Annotated in this window: 13 protein-coding genes and 1 pseudogene; 8 read left to right on the forward strand and 6 right to left on the reverse strand. The window is 61.6% G+C overall.

Annotation, left to right across the window (positions count from 1 at the left end; translation table 11 throughout):
- Positions 1-67: 67 nt before the first annotated feature.
- A complete protein-coding gene (locus SM130_RS01775) occupies positions 68-622 on the forward strand; it encodes a thioesterase family protein (protein WP_102824127.1) in 555 nt (184 codons plus the stop codon).
- On the opposite strand, the pseudogene SM130_RS01780 reads toward SM130_RS01775, so the two are convergent.
- Positions 621-854: pseudogene (locus SM130_RS01780) on the reverse strand (LysR substrate-binding domain-containing protein); the annotation flags it as partial. The gene SM130_RS01775 and the pseudogene SM130_RS01780 sit on opposite strands and share 2 nt — an antisense overlap.
- 204 nt (positions 855-1,058) lie before the next feature.
- Here SM130_RS01780 and SM130_RS01785 point away from each other — a divergent pair.
- The 4 genes from SM130_RS01785 to SM130_RS01800 all read left to right on the forward strand — a co-directional run bounded on the left by SM130_RS01785 (position 1,059) and on the right by SM130_RS01800 (position 4,761).
- Positions 1,059-1,382 (forward strand): helix-turn-helix domain-containing protein, encoded by a 324-nt coding sequence (locus SM130_RS01785; RefSeq protein ID WP_146029725.1) that lies wholly within the window; start codon positions 1,059-1,061, stop codon positions 1,380-1,382.
- Positions 1,382-2,608, forward strand: coding sequence for a type II toxin-antitoxin system HipA family toxin (locus SM130_RS01790; RefSeq protein WP_102824129.1), 1,227 nt, complete (start codon positions 1,382-1,384; stop codon positions 2,606-2,608). The genes SM130_RS01785 and SM130_RS01790 overlap by 1 nt, the downstream gene beginning before the upstream one ends.
- A 499-nt stretch (positions 2,609-3,107) precedes the next feature.
- Positions 3,108-3,650: a hypothetical protein gene (locus tag SM130_RS01795; protein WP_146029726.1), complete on the forward strand. Its 543-nt coding sequence runs from the start codon at positions 3,108-3,110 to the stop codon at positions 3,648-3,650.
- Between the two features lie 88 nt (positions 3,651-3,738).
- Positions 3,739-4,761, forward strand: a complete 1,023-nt coding sequence (locus SM130_RS01800; protein ID WP_102824131.1) for a restriction endonuclease — start codon at positions 3,739-3,741, stop codon at positions 4,759-4,761.
- Between the two features lie 114 nt (positions 4,762-4,875).
- On the opposite strand, the gene SM130_RS01805 is transcribed toward SM130_RS01800, so the two are convergent.
- Positions 4,876-5,817: a LysR family transcriptional regulator gene (locus SM130_RS01805; protein WP_102824132.1), complete on the reverse strand. Its 942-nt coding sequence runs from the start codon at positions 5,815-5,817 to the stop codon at positions 4,876-4,878.
- A gap of 104 nt (positions 5,818-5,921) precedes the next feature.
- Between SM130_RS01805 and SM130_RS01810 the strand changes: the two genes are divergently transcribed.
- On the forward strand, positions 5,922-7,064 hold the full coding sequence (locus tag SM130_RS01810) for an L-talarate/galactarate dehydratase (protein ID WP_102824133.1): 1,143 nt from the start codon (positions 5,922-5,924) through the stop codon (positions 7,062-7,064).
- 35 nt (positions 7,065-7,099) lie between these two features.
- Here the strand turns inward: SM130_RS01810 and SM130_RS01815 are convergent, their stop codons facing one another.
- The 4 genes from SM130_RS01815 to SM130_RS01830 form a co-directional block, all read right to left on the reverse strand.
- The gene (locus SM130_RS01815; protein WP_102824134.1) at positions 7,100-8,620 is read right to left on the reverse strand and encodes a tripartite tricarboxylate transporter permease; all 1,521 of its coding nucleotides are present in this window, start codon (positions 8,618-8,620) and stop codon (positions 7,100-7,102) included.
- A gap of 10 nt (positions 8,621-8,630) precedes the next feature.
- Positions 8,631-9,122: a tripartite tricarboxylate transporter TctB family protein gene (locus tag SM130_RS01820; RefSeq protein ID WP_102824135.1), complete on the reverse strand. Its 492-nt coding sequence runs from the start codon at positions 9,120-9,122 to the stop codon at positions 8,631-8,633.
- Positions 9,123-9,186: 64 nt separating this feature from the next.
- Entirely contained in the window at positions 9,187-10,164 is a 978-nt protein-coding gene (locus SM130_RS01825) for a tripartite tricarboxylate transporter substrate binding protein (RefSeq protein ID WP_102824136.1), read from the reverse strand.
- Positions 10,165-10,192: 28 nt separating this feature from the next.
- Entirely contained in the window at positions 10,193-11,572 is a 1,380-nt protein-coding gene (locus SM130_RS01830; protein WP_102824137.1) for an enolase C-terminal domain-like protein, read from the reverse strand.
- A gap of 447 nt (positions 11,573-12,019) precedes the next feature.
- Here SM130_RS01830 and kdgD point away from each other — a divergent pair, with 447 nt between their 5' ends.
- Positions 12,020-12,931, forward strand: coding sequence for a 5-dehydro-4-deoxyglucarate dehydratase (gene kdgD, locus SM130_RS01835; protein WP_102824138.1), 912 nt, complete (start codon positions 12,020-12,022; stop codon positions 12,929-12,931).
- Positions 12,932-13,001: 70 nt separating this feature from the next.
- Positions 13,002-14,444 carry an aldehyde dehydrogenase family protein gene (locus tag SM130_RS01840; protein WP_102824139.1) on the forward strand — a complete coding sequence of 481 codons (1,443 nt, stop codon included), beginning with the start codon at positions 13,002-13,004 and terminating at the stop codon, positions 14,442-14,444.
- Positions 14,445-14,502: the final 58 nt, after the last annotated feature.

A 14,502-nucleotide genomic window follows, 5' to 3' on the forward strand; every position in this document is an offset into this window, starting at 1 on the left:
TGCATCTACCTTACCCCGAACGCTCCGCCTAGAGTTCGGCACCTGCATGCAAACCGGTATTTCTCGCATGAACCTATGGTTTCGTCTTCTGCTGATGTTGTTGCGCCGTCCGTGGCGGAAACCGGTGCCTGGACTCGCCACGACTGTCGTTCGTCTACGGGTCTGGCCGCTGGATCTGGATTTCAACCGCCACGTCACCAATGGCCGCTATTTCACCCTGGCCGATGTCGGCCGTATGGACTATGTGCTTCGCAGTGGTGCGTACCGCGTGGCCCTTCGGCATCGTGCAATACCGATCGTTGGAGACGTGTGCGGCAAGTTCCGCCGTGAGCTGAAGCTGTTCGAGCGCTTCGAGATCCACACGCGAATGCTCGGTTGGGACGCCAAGTGGAGTTTCGTCGAGCACCGTTTCGTCAAGGATCAGCGGGTAATTGCGGTGGTGGTCATGCGCGGGCTGTTCAGGGGGCGCAAGGGTGTCGTTGCGCCTGGCGAATTCGCTCGAGAGCTTGGTCTGGAGGAAGAGTCGCCGCCGTTGCCCCAATGGTTGCGCGAGTGGTCAGCCAGCTGCGATGGCCTGAGCAGTCAGCTACGCGAAGCGGAGGGGCAGACGCAGCAAGGCTGAGACCCGGCTGCTGCAACGGCTCGCGCATCACAGCCAAGTCGACCCGCAGTGCCCGCAGTGCCTGCAGCTGCTCGAAAGTGGTGGTTTCCAGCAGGGTGACGGCCACGCCCAGCCGTTCCCGGCGTACTTGGGTGATAGCGCGCGGCAGGAAGTCGTAGACCGCCCCGGCGACGAAGCTGATGGTCAGCGAGTCGCTTTCGCCGAGCGCAGCCAGCCGGGCGCCCTGGGCCGCGCAGGCGATGGCGCGAAGGATAATGAAGACTTCGGCCTATCGACGCTGTGCCTCGCCAGCCATCAACGATAGATAAGATATCGTTTCATGATGTCTTATCGTATTTAAGATGCTATGAAAAGACTTCTTAATATTCTGGTAAGGTTGCTTAGTGTGCGATTAGTAGTACCTTATCCTTTATAGGATGTCGCTTGGTGTAACCTTATGAAAGGTTTTTTCCCTGTTCAAAGTACGTCTCTGCTTTACCGTATAGGCCTTCTGGTGAAGGAGGCGCGTCTGCGCATGGGGCTGCGCCAGGCTGACCTTGCAGAGCAGGCTGGGATTTCTCTCCGAGCTGTTCGGCACATTGAGGGGGGCAAGGCTGAAGGTGTTTCGCTGCGCGACTTCATGCTCGCGCTGTTCACCGTTGGGATTTCCGACCGGGTTTTCCAGGCGCTGATCGATGACCCTGCGCTTGATCTCGACGCTTTGGAAACCAATACGACCAAGCGCGTCAGGCTGCCGCGCAGCAACGCGGAGGACTTCTAATGTCGCGCGCTTACATCTACATGGAGTGTCCGGAAACGGGTGAGACTGTGACGCTGGGCAGGCTGACCCTTGCTGGTCGCACGGGAACCTTCATCTATGCGCCGGAGATCGTGGAAGCCAAGCGTTGGGTGCCTGATCCGATACGGTATCCGCTCTCCACTCGACCCATTCAGGTACATAAGAATGGCGGCGTTCCCGGCTTCATTGATGATGCGATGCCAGATGGCTGGGGAGAACGCCTGTTGCGCCGTACCCGAAAGGAGGAGCTCACCCCGATCCAGCTCCTGCTGTTATCTCCTAACGAAGACCGCGCCGGAAACATCATGGCTGGCGAAGATCGCACGCCGAGGCCGGGTATAGGCGAACGACCTATGAAAATGCTTGAAGCCAAAGGGCTCGATCATTTCATAGATGTTTGCGCTGCGATCTATGACAGCCAGCTGAGCGCTGAGCAGCTGGAGGCATTAAGAATACGGGATCAGCGCTCAGCTGTTGGTGGCGCCAGGCCCAAGCGCACGTACCGCTTTGATCACAAGCTGATTCTTGCCAAGCCACGCGACAAATTTGATCACTACGACCTGCCGATATTCGAGTATGCCTGCATGACTTTTGCGGCTGCCAAGGGGATGACTGTTGCCCGGACGGCACTCCATCAAAATGAAAAAGGCAACACGTTGCTGGTGGAGCGATTCGACCGAGAATGGTCAGCGAATGATGCGAGGTTTCGGCGCATTCCGATGATGAGTGGCTTAACTCTTCTCGATGCCGAATGGCAGGTGCAGCGCAGCAACGGATGGATCTACGCGGCGCTTGCCGATGAGCTGTACCGCAGAGGCGCGCCCGATTCTGATAGGCAGGAGCTCTACAGGCGAATGGCCTACAACGCTCTGGTCGGCAACAGTGACGATCATCCTCGCAACCACGCAGTGATCTGGCAGGAAGGAGCCTGGCGCCTCTCGCCTATGTATGACGTCCTTCCCGTACTGGGGGAGGGGCCTGCGCAGGGGCTGGCGATGGAAGTTGGTATCAACGGTACTCTCCTAAGTCGAGCGAACCTGCTTAGCCAGCATGAGCATTTCGCGCTGACGAAAGATGAGGCGGCAGGCATATTGGACGAGGTCGCTTCTTGGGAGTCGGAGCTGATGGAGCACTATGCAAAGCATTTGGCTGGGGCTGAGCTGGATGCGGCGGTGGACGCAACAAGCAGCGAGAGACTGCTGGCTTAGGGGCGGGCTGCGGAGGCTTCTCCTGCACGCTTGGTCCTTGCTTTAGCGTCGAGCAGCGCATCCTCGTCACAGGCCTGAATAGCCCCAGCTGTGGCCGACCATTTGAACGTCAACTTGTGGCCGAAGGCAGCCTGTCGCGGGAGTCCGCAATCGGCCAAAAGCTGCCTTCCCAGTAAAGGAGGTTAATGCCCCGTCACGAGAAGCAGTAGCCAGCTAAAAATAGGGCATGGACACACTGCTACCGACTTCGTAATCTCTGGCAGGCCATGTCGTCTTCTTTTCTTCCTGCCTCATGCCGCGTCTCCAACGTACCTTGTATGCTGCTGAGGAATTTCTCCACGAACAAGGAAAGCTATTCGATACAAGTAGCGGAAAATATTACCCCGCATGTGTCGCTTGCTTATAGTTAGAACTTATGAGGCGAGTTGCGATATTTCTACGTAAGACTGGGTCGACTAACAAGTTTCGAGCTGCCATTCTTGGTGCGCTGAGAACAGACTTGGTAGACAACGCGCTGCTGTGTAGTGGCTTTTTTCAGAGTGATGGCAAGTATTCTGCAGGAGCGGACTTCGACTTAATTTCTCATCGGAAGTGCAGCCCATTGGCAGTCACAACACTGGGCTTGTACTCATACAGCTGGAAAGCGCAATACTCCAATTTCTTCGCGCAACTAAAAGCCCAGAACGCATGCCGGTGCTTCTCGGCGGCTCAGAAACGGATCCCAAGTATGGGGTGGCATGCAAAGGTGTTCTTAGCTAAACAAGGGAAAACACCTCTTGTTGGAATTATTGGAAGCAGCAACATAACAAGGCGCGCCTTTGGCCTTGATAAAGACTTCAATTATGAGTGTGATGTTGTATTTTGGGACGAGTCCGTGCCCGATATCGATCGAGCCATGTCCGCAGCAATAGGGGATCCAGGAGATGTATCCGATGTCATTGTTACCAATTACGACGACAACCACCCTGCAAACAGACAGCCCCTACAGCTCAGGCTCTCGGCATTAGAATCTGAAATATTGGCGAAGGCGGTAGATGTTTAATGCGCTCTAACATGGCGCTCAATCTCGCACTCGTCGGTCGCTAGACGCTGCGTGATAAACCGCGCAACGCCGGTTATCACTACATTTGATGCCACAGATAAACTGGAGCAGCAATTCATGGATTATTCAAAATTCGGCGGGCAGGAGTTCGAGATGCTCTGCGCCCGGCTGCTTCAGGCTTCAGGCTTCTGGCTATACGCTCCAGCGGCAAGGGGCACGGAGCCAAGACATCGGAGTCGACTTCACATTCACTGACCCTTCGGGCGAAACATGGGTTGCCGAGGTAAAACACTTCACACGACCGAGAACTGGAACAACCGTACTCCGGCAAGCAGCTGTTCAACTCAACTCCGCTAAGCAATTGACTGATGCTACGCACGGTCTGTTGATCGTCTCAATGCTGCTCCCGCAAAACCTTAAGGACGATATCGAAGCACGTGAGGGCATCACAATTTGGGACTCCCGCCGCCTGAATGAGCTTTTGGCCAACCGTCCTGACGTTGAGCAAGACTTTCTTGTGCTGCTGGATGCCCAAGCGGTTGCACGTCGCGGTTTGGAGCAACCTGCGCCACTTGATCCACGGGCGCAGGAGTTGATTAGCCGACTAGAGGCGCTTCCGCCAGGAAGAGAGACTTTCCGTGAGTTTGAGGACCTCTGCGTGGAAATTCTGAACTACGCATTCTTTCCACAATTAGGGGTTCCATCTGTACAAAGCAGGAGCGAAGATGGTCTCGATATTCGGGACGCTGTTTTTCCAATTTCAGGCGACCACGCTTTTTGGCAAGAAATCAAGCGAATCTGCTCAACGCGCTTCATGGTTGCCGAGTTCAAGAACTACACCGAGAGTGTCAGGCAGCGTGAGGTGGAATCTATTCAGCAGTACCTCTTTTCGAAGGCTATGCGAATGTTTGGAGTACTGTGCAGCCGGAGTCAACCTGCCGAGTCAGCGCTCTTGGCGCGGCGACGCGCTTGGGTGGAGGCTGACAAACTTATACTTTTGCTTTCCGATGAAGAGCTAAAGGATCTCGTTCGCGCAAAATCATATGGCGAGAATCCGACAGACGTCCTAGACGCTCAACTGGGTGAGTTTTTCCTTAGATTGGCTCCATGACGGTGGAAGGTGTCTGGATTTTTTGTAATCGCGACTAGGAGAGCCAAAATCGACGCACTGCTGACATAAATCAGCTTGCGTAGCAAACAGACGATGAGTGTCCCCTAATGGCCGTCAGCAGCCCGTCCCATGGTGTAGGCCTTGGACTGGCGGCAGGTCCCGGGCGATATCGCGGGCCGCCTGACGCACGGCATCGCGCGCCGCCTCCAGCGCCGGGTTGTCGTTGTCGTCGCGCCAGGCCAGGTGCAGCTCGGCGCAGATGCCCGCTGGCAGCGCTAGCTCGCGAAAGCGCACCTGCTGGAAGCGGATCGCGCTGGCCCCGCGCGGCACCAGCGCCAGGCCGAGGCCGGCATTAACCAGCGAAAGGATGGTCAGCGTCGAGCCCAGTGACTGCACGTAGTCGGGCTGGATGCCGCTGGCCCGAAAAAGCCCGGTGTGCAGCTCGTTGAACGGTTGCCAGGCGCCATGGGCATAGAGGATGAACGGCTCGCCGTGGAGCATTTCCAGGGTCGGCGCCGGATGCTCTGCCAGCGGATGGTCGATTGGCGTGGCCAGTACGAAAGGCTCGCGCAGCAGGCATTCGCTGACCAGCCCCGGCTGCTGCAACGGCTCGCGCATCACAGCCAGGTCGACCCGTCGTGCCCGCAGTGCCTGCAGCTGCTCGAAAGTGGTGGTTTCCAGGAGGGTGATGGCCACGCCCGGTCGTTCCCGGCGTACTTGGGTTATAGCGCGCGGCAGGAAGTCGTAGACCGCGCTGGCGACGAAGCTGATGGTCAGCGAGCCGCTTTCGCCGAGCGCAGCCAGCCGGGCGCCCTGGGCCGCGCGGTGGGCCTGGTCGAGCAGTGCCTGGGCCTCGACGAAGAAGGCGCGGCCGGCGGCGGTGAGCGCTACCGAGCGCGTGCTGCGAGTGAACAACGCGACGCCCAGCTGATGTTCCAGCAACTGGATCTGCCGGCTCAGCGGCGGCTGAGTCATGTTAAGGCGCTCGGCCGCGCGACGGAAATTCAGTTCGCTGGCCAAAATGGTGAAGCAGCGCAGCTGTGCGAGTTCGAACATTGATCCGTTCCTGGTATCAATTGAGTGCGGAAATGAATTAGACCGTATCAATCCTTCGGGGAGATTATCCAGCTCATTCCCTGGCTGGCGAGACGGCGGCACGAATGAGCAAATTGTATGAAGCGGACCGTATCGCCTGGATCGGTCTGCGTTCGGTGGAATTGCCACTGCAGCGCCCCGTCAGCGATGCCAAGGTGCTCACCGGGCGGCAGCTGCCGCTGGCGTCGGTCAGCCTGCTGTTCGTCGAGCTGCACTCGCAGCAGGGCCATCACGGCCTCGGCTTCAGCTACAGCCTGCGCACTGGCGGCCCGGCGCAATATGCCCATGCCCGTGAGCTGGCTCCGCTGCTGCTGGGGGAAGACCCCAACGACATTGCCCGCCTGTGGAGCCAACTGAGCTGGGCCAGTGCCTCGATCGGGCGCAGCGGCCTGGCGGTGCAAAGCATCGCCGCCTTCGACACCGCACTGTGGGACCTCAAGGCGCGCCGCGCCGGGTTGCCGCTGGCCAAGCTGCTCGGCGCTCATCGCGACGCGGTGCCCTGCTACAACACCTCCGGCGGTTACCTGCAGGCGCCCATCGAAGAGGTCATCGAGAAGGCTGAGGTTTCCCGTGCGCGGGGCATTGGCGGGATCAAACTGAAGGTCGGTCAGCCGGACCGCCGCGCTGATCTGCGGCGGGTCGAGGCGCTGCGCAAGCACTTCGGCGACGAGGTGGCGCTGATGGTGGACGTCAACCAGCAGTGGGACAGAACCACCGCGGCGCGCATGGGCGCCGCGCTGGAGGAGTTCGAGCTGACCTGGATCGAGGAGCCGCTGGACGCCCACGATCTGGAAGGCCACGCGGCCCTGGCAGCGCAGCTGATCACTCCGGTCGGCAGCGGCGAGATGCTCGGCAGCGCGGCCGAAGCCTGCGCCTTCGTCGAGCGCGGGGCGGTGGATGTGATCATGCATGACGCACCGCGCATTGGCGGCGTCACCCCGTTCCTGCAGGTGGCCGAGGCGGCGCGGCGACGTGGAATCGTGATGGCGCCGCATTTCGTCATGGAATTGCATATCCACCTCGCTGCGGCCTACGAGCATGCCACGTGGGTCGAGCATTTCGAATGGCTCGAACCGCTGTTCCAGGAGCGACTCGAGATCCGCGATGGCTGCATGCAGGTGCCGACCCGGCCTGGGCTGGGGCTGAGCCTCAGCGAGCAGGTGGCGGGCTGGACGCTGGCGAGCGAGACGTTCGGCCGCAAGCCCTGACGGCAGCCCCTCTGCTCGCGCAGAGGGGCGCAGGTTCAGGTGCGCAGGACCTGGCCGAGCACACCGCCCCGTGGCCGCACGGCGCTGTACAGCTGCCAGAGCACGAAGGCCAGGGCCAGGCCGAGGAAGGTTGCGGCGATGGGGTTGGTGAAGAAGGAGGCAAAGTTGCCGTCGGAAAGCATCAGGCCGCGGCGCAGGTTGGTCTCGGCCATCGGCCCGAGGATAAAGCCGATGATGAAGGGCGCGACCGGCATGCCCGCCTTGACGAAGCCATAGCCGAGCAGACCGAACAGGAGGATCGACCAGACATCGAACAGCCGGCTGGAGAGGCCGAAGGCACCGACGACGCAGAGCACCAGGATGATCGGCAGCAGAATGTGCTTGGGCACGTCGAGCAGCTTGATGAACAGGCGCAGGCCGTAGAACTCCATGAACAGCATCATCACCGAGGCCACCAGCAGCGCGGCGAAGATGGTGTACACCAGTGGCCCCTGGCTGATGAACAGCAGCGGCCCGGGCTGGATGCCGTGGATCAGGAAACCGCCGAGCAGGATCGCAGTGGTGGTGTCGCCGGGAATGCCCAGGGTCATCAGCGGCATCATGGCGCCGCCGATACCGGCGTTGTTCGCGGTTTCGCTGGCGACCACGCCGCCGATATTGCCCTTGCCGTAGGTTTCCGGCTGCTTGGCGCGCTTCTTGGCGACGATGTAGGAGAGCAGGTTGGAGGTGCCGGCACCGATCCCAGGGAGGATGCCCACGGCCAGGCCGATCAGGCCCGAGCGGCTGGCGTTGGGCAGCTCCTGGCGGAACTCCTTGAGCGAGAAGCCGAAGCCCTTGATCTGCTTCATGCTCACCGAGCCGGCCTTGCTGCGCACGGCATGCCGCCCGGTTTCGGCGAGCTTGATGACCTCGGCGACGGCGAACATGCCAATCATCACCGTGAGCATCGAGAAGCCGCCGTTCAGTTCGCTGACGCCGAAAGTAAAGCGGCGTACGGCTTCCACCGGTGCGATGCCGATGGTGGACACGGCGATGCCGAGGGTGCCGGCGAACAGCCCCTTGACCATCGAGCCGGCCGAAAGCGTGGCGATCAGCGTCAGCGAGAACACCGCGATGGCGAAGTACTCATGCGGGCCGAAGCTCAGCGCCACCTTGGCCAACTGCGGCGCGATGAACATCAGCGCGATGATGCTGAAGATGGTGCCGAGAAAGGAAAACACGATGCCCACGCCGAGCGCCTTGACGCCCAGGCCCTGCTCCATCAGCGGGCCGCCGTCGAACACCGTGGCGATGGACGACGGCGTGCCGGGAATCTTCAGCAGGATCGCCGAGATCAGCCCGCCGGACGTAGCGCCGATGAACAGCGCGACGAGCAGCGACAGCCCGGCCTGCGGGCCCATGGTGAAGGTCAGCGGGAGGCACAGCGCCACCGCCATGGTCGCCGACAGGCCGGGCACGGCGCCGAAGACGATGCCAACCGCAACGCCACCGAGCATCAGCAACAGGATGTTGAGTGAGAAGACGGCACCGAAGCCTTGCTGCAGTAATTCGAGCATGGTCGATTCCTCAGAAATTCAGCAGGCCAGCGGGCAGCAACAGATCGAAGGCCTCGCGGAACAGCAGGTAAATGACGACGGACGTGACCAAAGCAATGCCTGCGTAAAGCAGATGGCGAATCTTGCGATCCACCGGCGTCAGCACGATGAACTGCAGGTACAGGTAGAGCGTGGTCATGATGGGGAAGCCCACCGGACCCAGCAGCACGACGTAAAGCAGGATCAGGCCGAGGGTCTTGAGTACGGTCAGCGGCTCGGTGACGGTTACCTTGGGCTCGTCTGGCGTATCGCTGGTGCTTTCGGCCGCTCGCGCATGGCGGGCGAAAGCGCTCAGCGTCTGCAGCAGGCCCAGTAGGCAGAGCAGGACGGCCAGCAGAAAGGGCACGGTGGCGGCATCGATACCTTCGTGGTTGGGTACACGAGAGGCCATCACCAGATAGGTGATGCTGGCGCCGAGCATCGCCACGCCGATGGTCAGTTCTTTCTTGTTCGCGGTGATCATGGCAAACCTCCGTGGGCGGGGGGAGAGCGCCAGCCGGATGCTCCGGCTGGCGGTACGCCTGGGGTTACTTCTTGGCCCTGCGCAGTTCGTCTTGGAATTGCATGAAGTCTTCGCGAGTCTTCGCCAGGATCGCCTTCGATTCTTCAGTGCCGAAGTAGGCAACCGGCTGCTTGAACTTCTTCAGGTCCTCGGCGTATTCAGGGATCTCGCTGATCTGCTTCATCAGGTCAGCCATCTTCTTCACGATCGCCGGATCGGTGCCCTTCGGAAAAGCGACCACGTAGGGCTTGTCCATGGTGATATCCAGGCCCTGCTCCTTGAGCGTCGGCACGTCGCCGAGCAGCGGGTTGCGCTCATCGTTGGGCTGGCCAAGGACAACCATCTGCCCGCCACTGACGTAGTCCTGCACCGAGCCGTAGCTGATTGCGCCGAGGTCGAGGCGACCGCCGAGCATGCCTACCACGCGGTCAGAGACGGTGCCGCCGTCGACCATTTTCAGCTTGGTGTCGGTCAGCTTCTCCAGCATCAACCCCTGGACGTGGGAAAAGCTGCCCATTTCGGTGCCGTAAGTGACGCTGCCTGGCTTGGCCTTCGACTTCTCTACCAGGTCTTGCATGCTGGTTACGCCGGACTGCTTGGAGGCAACGAATACAGCGCTCTTGTCGACACCGGCGATGCACGACACATCGAAAGTCTCGTAGCTGTCCTCGGTCAGCCCAGCCACCTCGTTGACGATCAGCTGGCCGGGGTGGGTGAAGAGGATGGTGTTGCCGTCGGCCGCCGCGCCCTTGACCTGCTCGGCGGCCAGGGTGCCACCGCCGCCGGCGATGTTGGTCACGACCATGCTCTTGCCGGTGATCTGGTTGAAGTACTTGGCCATGGTGCGAGCGTTGAAGTCGGTGTCACCACCGGGGTTGGCAATGACTACTACCTGGACGGGACGAGTCGGCCATTTGACGTCGGCCGCCATGGCGGCGGAGGAGGCGAGACCGGCAATGCCGACAACGGCGGAAAGGAGGGAGGCGCGGAATATTGTTTTCATTGGAGTTCTCCGGGTTTGGGCTGCGGGTTCAGGCACTGCGGCCGAGGCTGGGTTTCTTCGGATCGTAGGTCCAGCCAGGCACCAGGTAACGCATCGCCATGGCGTCGTCACGCGCGCCGCTGGCGACCTGCTTGTACAGCTCGTGAGCCACCATGATCCGATCCATGTCCGGCTCGATGCCCAGGCCCGGACGCTCCGGTACGCGGACCTGGCCACCGACGATCTGCAGCGGCTCGCGGGTCAGGCGCTCATGGCCTTCCTGCCAGATCCAGTGGGTGTCGATGGCTGTGATGCGGCCCGGTGCAGCAGCAGCGGCATGGGTGAACATGGCCAGCGAGACATCGAAGTGGTTATTCGAATGCGAGCCCCAGGTCAGGCCGAACTGCTCGCACATCTGCGCCAGGCGCACCGAACCCTGCATGGTCCAGAAATGCGGGTCGGCCAGCGGAATGTCGACTGCTTCCAGGCGCAGCGAATGACCCATCTGCCGCCAGTCGGTGGCGACCATATTGGTCGCGGTGGGAATGCCGGTGGCGCGCTTGAACTCGGCCATGATCTCGCGGCCGGAGTAACCGTTTTCTGGTCCGCAGGGGTCTTCGGCGTAGGCGAGCAGATGGCCCTGGCCTTTGCACAGGGCGATGGCCTCGTCCAGTGACCAGGCGCCGTTGGGATCCAGCGTCACGCGGGCATCCGGGAAGCGCGCCTTGATCGCGGCGATCGCCTGCATTTCGTCCTCGCCGCGCATCACGCCGCCCTTGAGCTTGAAGTCGGCGAAGCCGTAACGCGCGGCGGCGCCTTCGGCCAGGCGGGCAATGGCGTCCGGCGTCATCGCCTGCTGATGGCGCAGCTGATACCAGTCCTCACCGGTGCTGGCCAGGTAAGGCAGGTCGGTGCGGCTGCGGTCACCTATATAGAAGAGGTAGGCGAGCATCGGCACGGCGTCGCGCTGCTGGCCGTTGCCGAGCAGTTCGGCGACCGGCACGTCGAGGTGCTGGCCGAGCAGGTCGAGCAGGGCGGCCTCGACTGCGGTAATGACGTTGTCCAGACGCAGGTTGATTTCGTGGGGCTGCTTGAGCACCGACGCCTCGGCTTCGGAGGTCACCTCATGGCGGGTGTCGCGGCCATTGCCGGCGAGCATTGCGCGTAGGCGGTTGAGCACGCGGTTATAGGCACCGATCGGCTGACCGATCACCAGCGGGCAGCTGCGCTCCAGCGCCTGGCGAATGCCTTCGCCACCGGGCACTTCGCCGATGCCGGTGTTGCCGGCGTTGTCAGTGAGCAGGACCAGATTGCGGGTGAAGTAGGGGGCATGGGCGCCGCAGAGATTGAGCAGCATGCTGTCGTAGCCGGCGACCGGAATGACTTGCATGCTCTGTACGCGAGGTGTCGCATTCGGCTGCAGGCTCATTGTGGGCAGCCTCCGCCGCAGACGAAGCGAGCAGCCGCGATGCTTGCTATCGGGCGGGCCGGGGCGGCGCAATGAAGGGTATTGCCGGCAGCCAATGGCTGCGCAGGGGTCGGGCAGTGGCGGAACATGTCCGGGCCTCGCTATTGTTATTGTGGTCATAGGTCGTCGTACGACATTTAGGATTTTTTACAGCCCGATCCGGCCCCTGTCAAACGAATTCATCGGAGAGTTTCGAACCAGCACGGCGAACGCTTATTCCTTTTGCAATGGGCTAATCCATTGATATTGGCTGAGCCGGGCGAGTGAAAAGGACGAAGCTTTCATTGAGCTTTCAACGGTCGGCAAAACCGACAGAAAAAACGGTTGGACTATTTGATGTTGTACGATAACGTATCTCAAGGCTGATGCCCTTAGTACCTCTCAACATGCATTCAGGATGCTCGAATAATGAACCCACAAGAATTGAAGGCCATCCTCTCTACCGGCCTGCTGTCGTTCCCGGTCACCGACTTCGACGCACAGGGCGACTTCAACCGCGCCAGCTACGTCAAGCGCCTGGAATGGCTCGGCCCGTACGGCGCCTCGGCGCTGTTCGCTGCCGGCGGCACTGGCGAGTTCTTCTCGCTGGAGCCGCGCGAGTACAGCGAAATCATCAAGACTGCCGTGGATACCTGTGCCGGTACGGTGCCGATCCTTGCTGGCGTCGGTGGTCCGACCCGCCTGGCCATTCAGATGGCGCAGGAAGCCGAGCGCCTGGGCGCCAAGGGTCTGCTGCTGCTGCCGCATTACCTCACCGAAGCCAGCCAGGAAGGCGTCGCGCTGCATGTCGAGCAGGTCTGCAAGTCGGTGAACATCGGTGTGGTGGTCTACAACCGCAACGTCTGCCGTCTGAACGCGACGCATCTTGAGCAGCTGGCCGAGCGTTGCCCGAACCTGATCGGCTACAAGGATGGCCTCGGCGATATCGAGCTGATGGTGTCGATCCGCCGTCGCCTCGGCGATCGCTTCAGCTACCTCGGCGGCCTGCCGACCGCGGAAGTCTACGCCGCCGCCTACAAGGCGCTGGGCGTGCCGGTGTATTCCTCGGCGGTGTTCAACTTCATTCCGAAGACGGCGATGGACTTCTACCACGCCATCGCCCGTGAGGATCACGAAACCGTCGGCAAGCTGATCGACGATTTCTTCCTGCCGTATCTGGACATCCGCAACCGCTGCAAGGGTTACGCGGTCAGCATCGTCAAGGCCGGCGCACGCATCTCCGGCTACGACGCCGGCCCGGTGCGCGCGCCGCTGACCGAGCTGAAGCCCGACGAATACGAGCGCCTGGCGGTGCTGATCGAGAAGCAGGGCGCCCAGTAAGCCTTTCCGGAATCGCCCCGGCGTCGCCGTGCCGCACGGCCGCGCCGGGCATCATCAGAGGACACTTTGCATGGCTGACGTACAACGCTACGACAACTACATCGACGGCCAGTGGGTTGGCTCGGACCGCTACCAGGCCAACGTCAACCCGTCCGACCTGTCGGACGTAGTCGGTGAATACGCCCAGGCCGATGCCGCGCAGGTCGAGCAGGCCATCGCCGCCGCCCGCCGCGCCTTCCCGGCCTGGGCTAGCTTCGGCATCCAGGCGCGTGCCGATGCGCTGGAGAAGGTCGGTATGGAAATCCTCGCCCGCCGCGAAGAGCTCGGCACGCTGCTGGCGCGGGAAGAGGGTAAGACCCTACCGGAGGCCATTGGCGAAGTCGCCCGCGCCGGCAACATCTTCAAGTACTTCGCTGGCGAATGCCTGCGCCAGGCTGGCGAGACGCTGCAGTCGGTGCGCCCCGGTGTCGGCGTGGAAGTGACCCGCGAGCCGATCGGCGTGATCGGTCTGATCACCCCGTGGAACTTCCCCATCGCGATTCCCGCCTGGAAGATCGCTCCGGCGCTGGCTTTTGGCAATTGCGTGGTGATCAAGCCGGCTGACCTGGTACCGGGCTGCGCCTGGGCCATCGCCGAAATCATCTCCCGCGCGGGCTTCCCGGCTGGCGTGTTCAACCTGGTGATGGGCCGCGGTCGTGAAGTCGGCGAAGCCATCGTCAACGCCAAGGACGTCGACGCGGTGAGCTTCACCGGTTCGGTCGGTGTCGGTCGCGGCATCGTCCAGGCCTGCGTGGCGCGCGGTGCCAAGGTGCAGCTGGAAATGGGCGGCAAGAACCCGCAGATCGTGCTGGACGACGCCGACCTCAGCGTTGCCGTCGAGCTGTGCACCCAGAGCGCCTTCTATTCCACCGGCCAGCGCTGCACGGCGTCGAGCCGCATCATCGTCACCGAGGGCATCTACGACCGTTTCGTCGAGGCGATGATCGAGCGTATCGGCAAGATCAAGGTCGGCGCGGCGCTGGAAAAAGGCGTGGACGTCGGCCCGGTAGTGTCCGAAGCCCAGCTGGAGCAGGATCTGCGCTACATCGAGATCGGCAAACAGGAAGGCGCGCGCCTGGCCTGCGGCGGCGAGCGGGTGAAGTGCGGCACCGAGGGTTACTTCCTGGCGCCGACGCTGTTCGTCGACAGCGACCCGAGCATGCGCATCAGCCGCGAAGAGATCTTCGGCCCGGTGGCCAACGTGGTAAAGGTCAAGGACTACGACGAAGCGTTGGCCATGGCCAACGACACCGAGTTCGGCCTGTCCGCCGGCATCTGTACCACCTCGCTGAAGTACGCCAACCACTTCAAGCGCCACGCCCAGGCCGGCATGGTGATGATCAACCTGCCGACCGCCGGGGTGGATTACCACGTGCCGTTCGGTGGCCGCAAAGGCTCGTCCTACGGCCCTCGCGAACAGGGCCGCTACGCCCAGGAGTTCTACACCACGGTGAAGACCACCTACATCGGCTGAGCTGAAAGCCGGCCGCAAGGCCGGTCTGTGAAACTGCGTCACGGCGCCTACATGGGCG

This window comes from Stutzerimonas stutzeri (assembly GCF_038561965.1).
Taxonomy (GTDB): domain Bacteria; phylum Pseudomonadota; class Gammaproteobacteria; order Pseudomonadales; family Pseudomonadaceae; genus Stutzerimonas; species Stutzerimonas stutzeri_AA.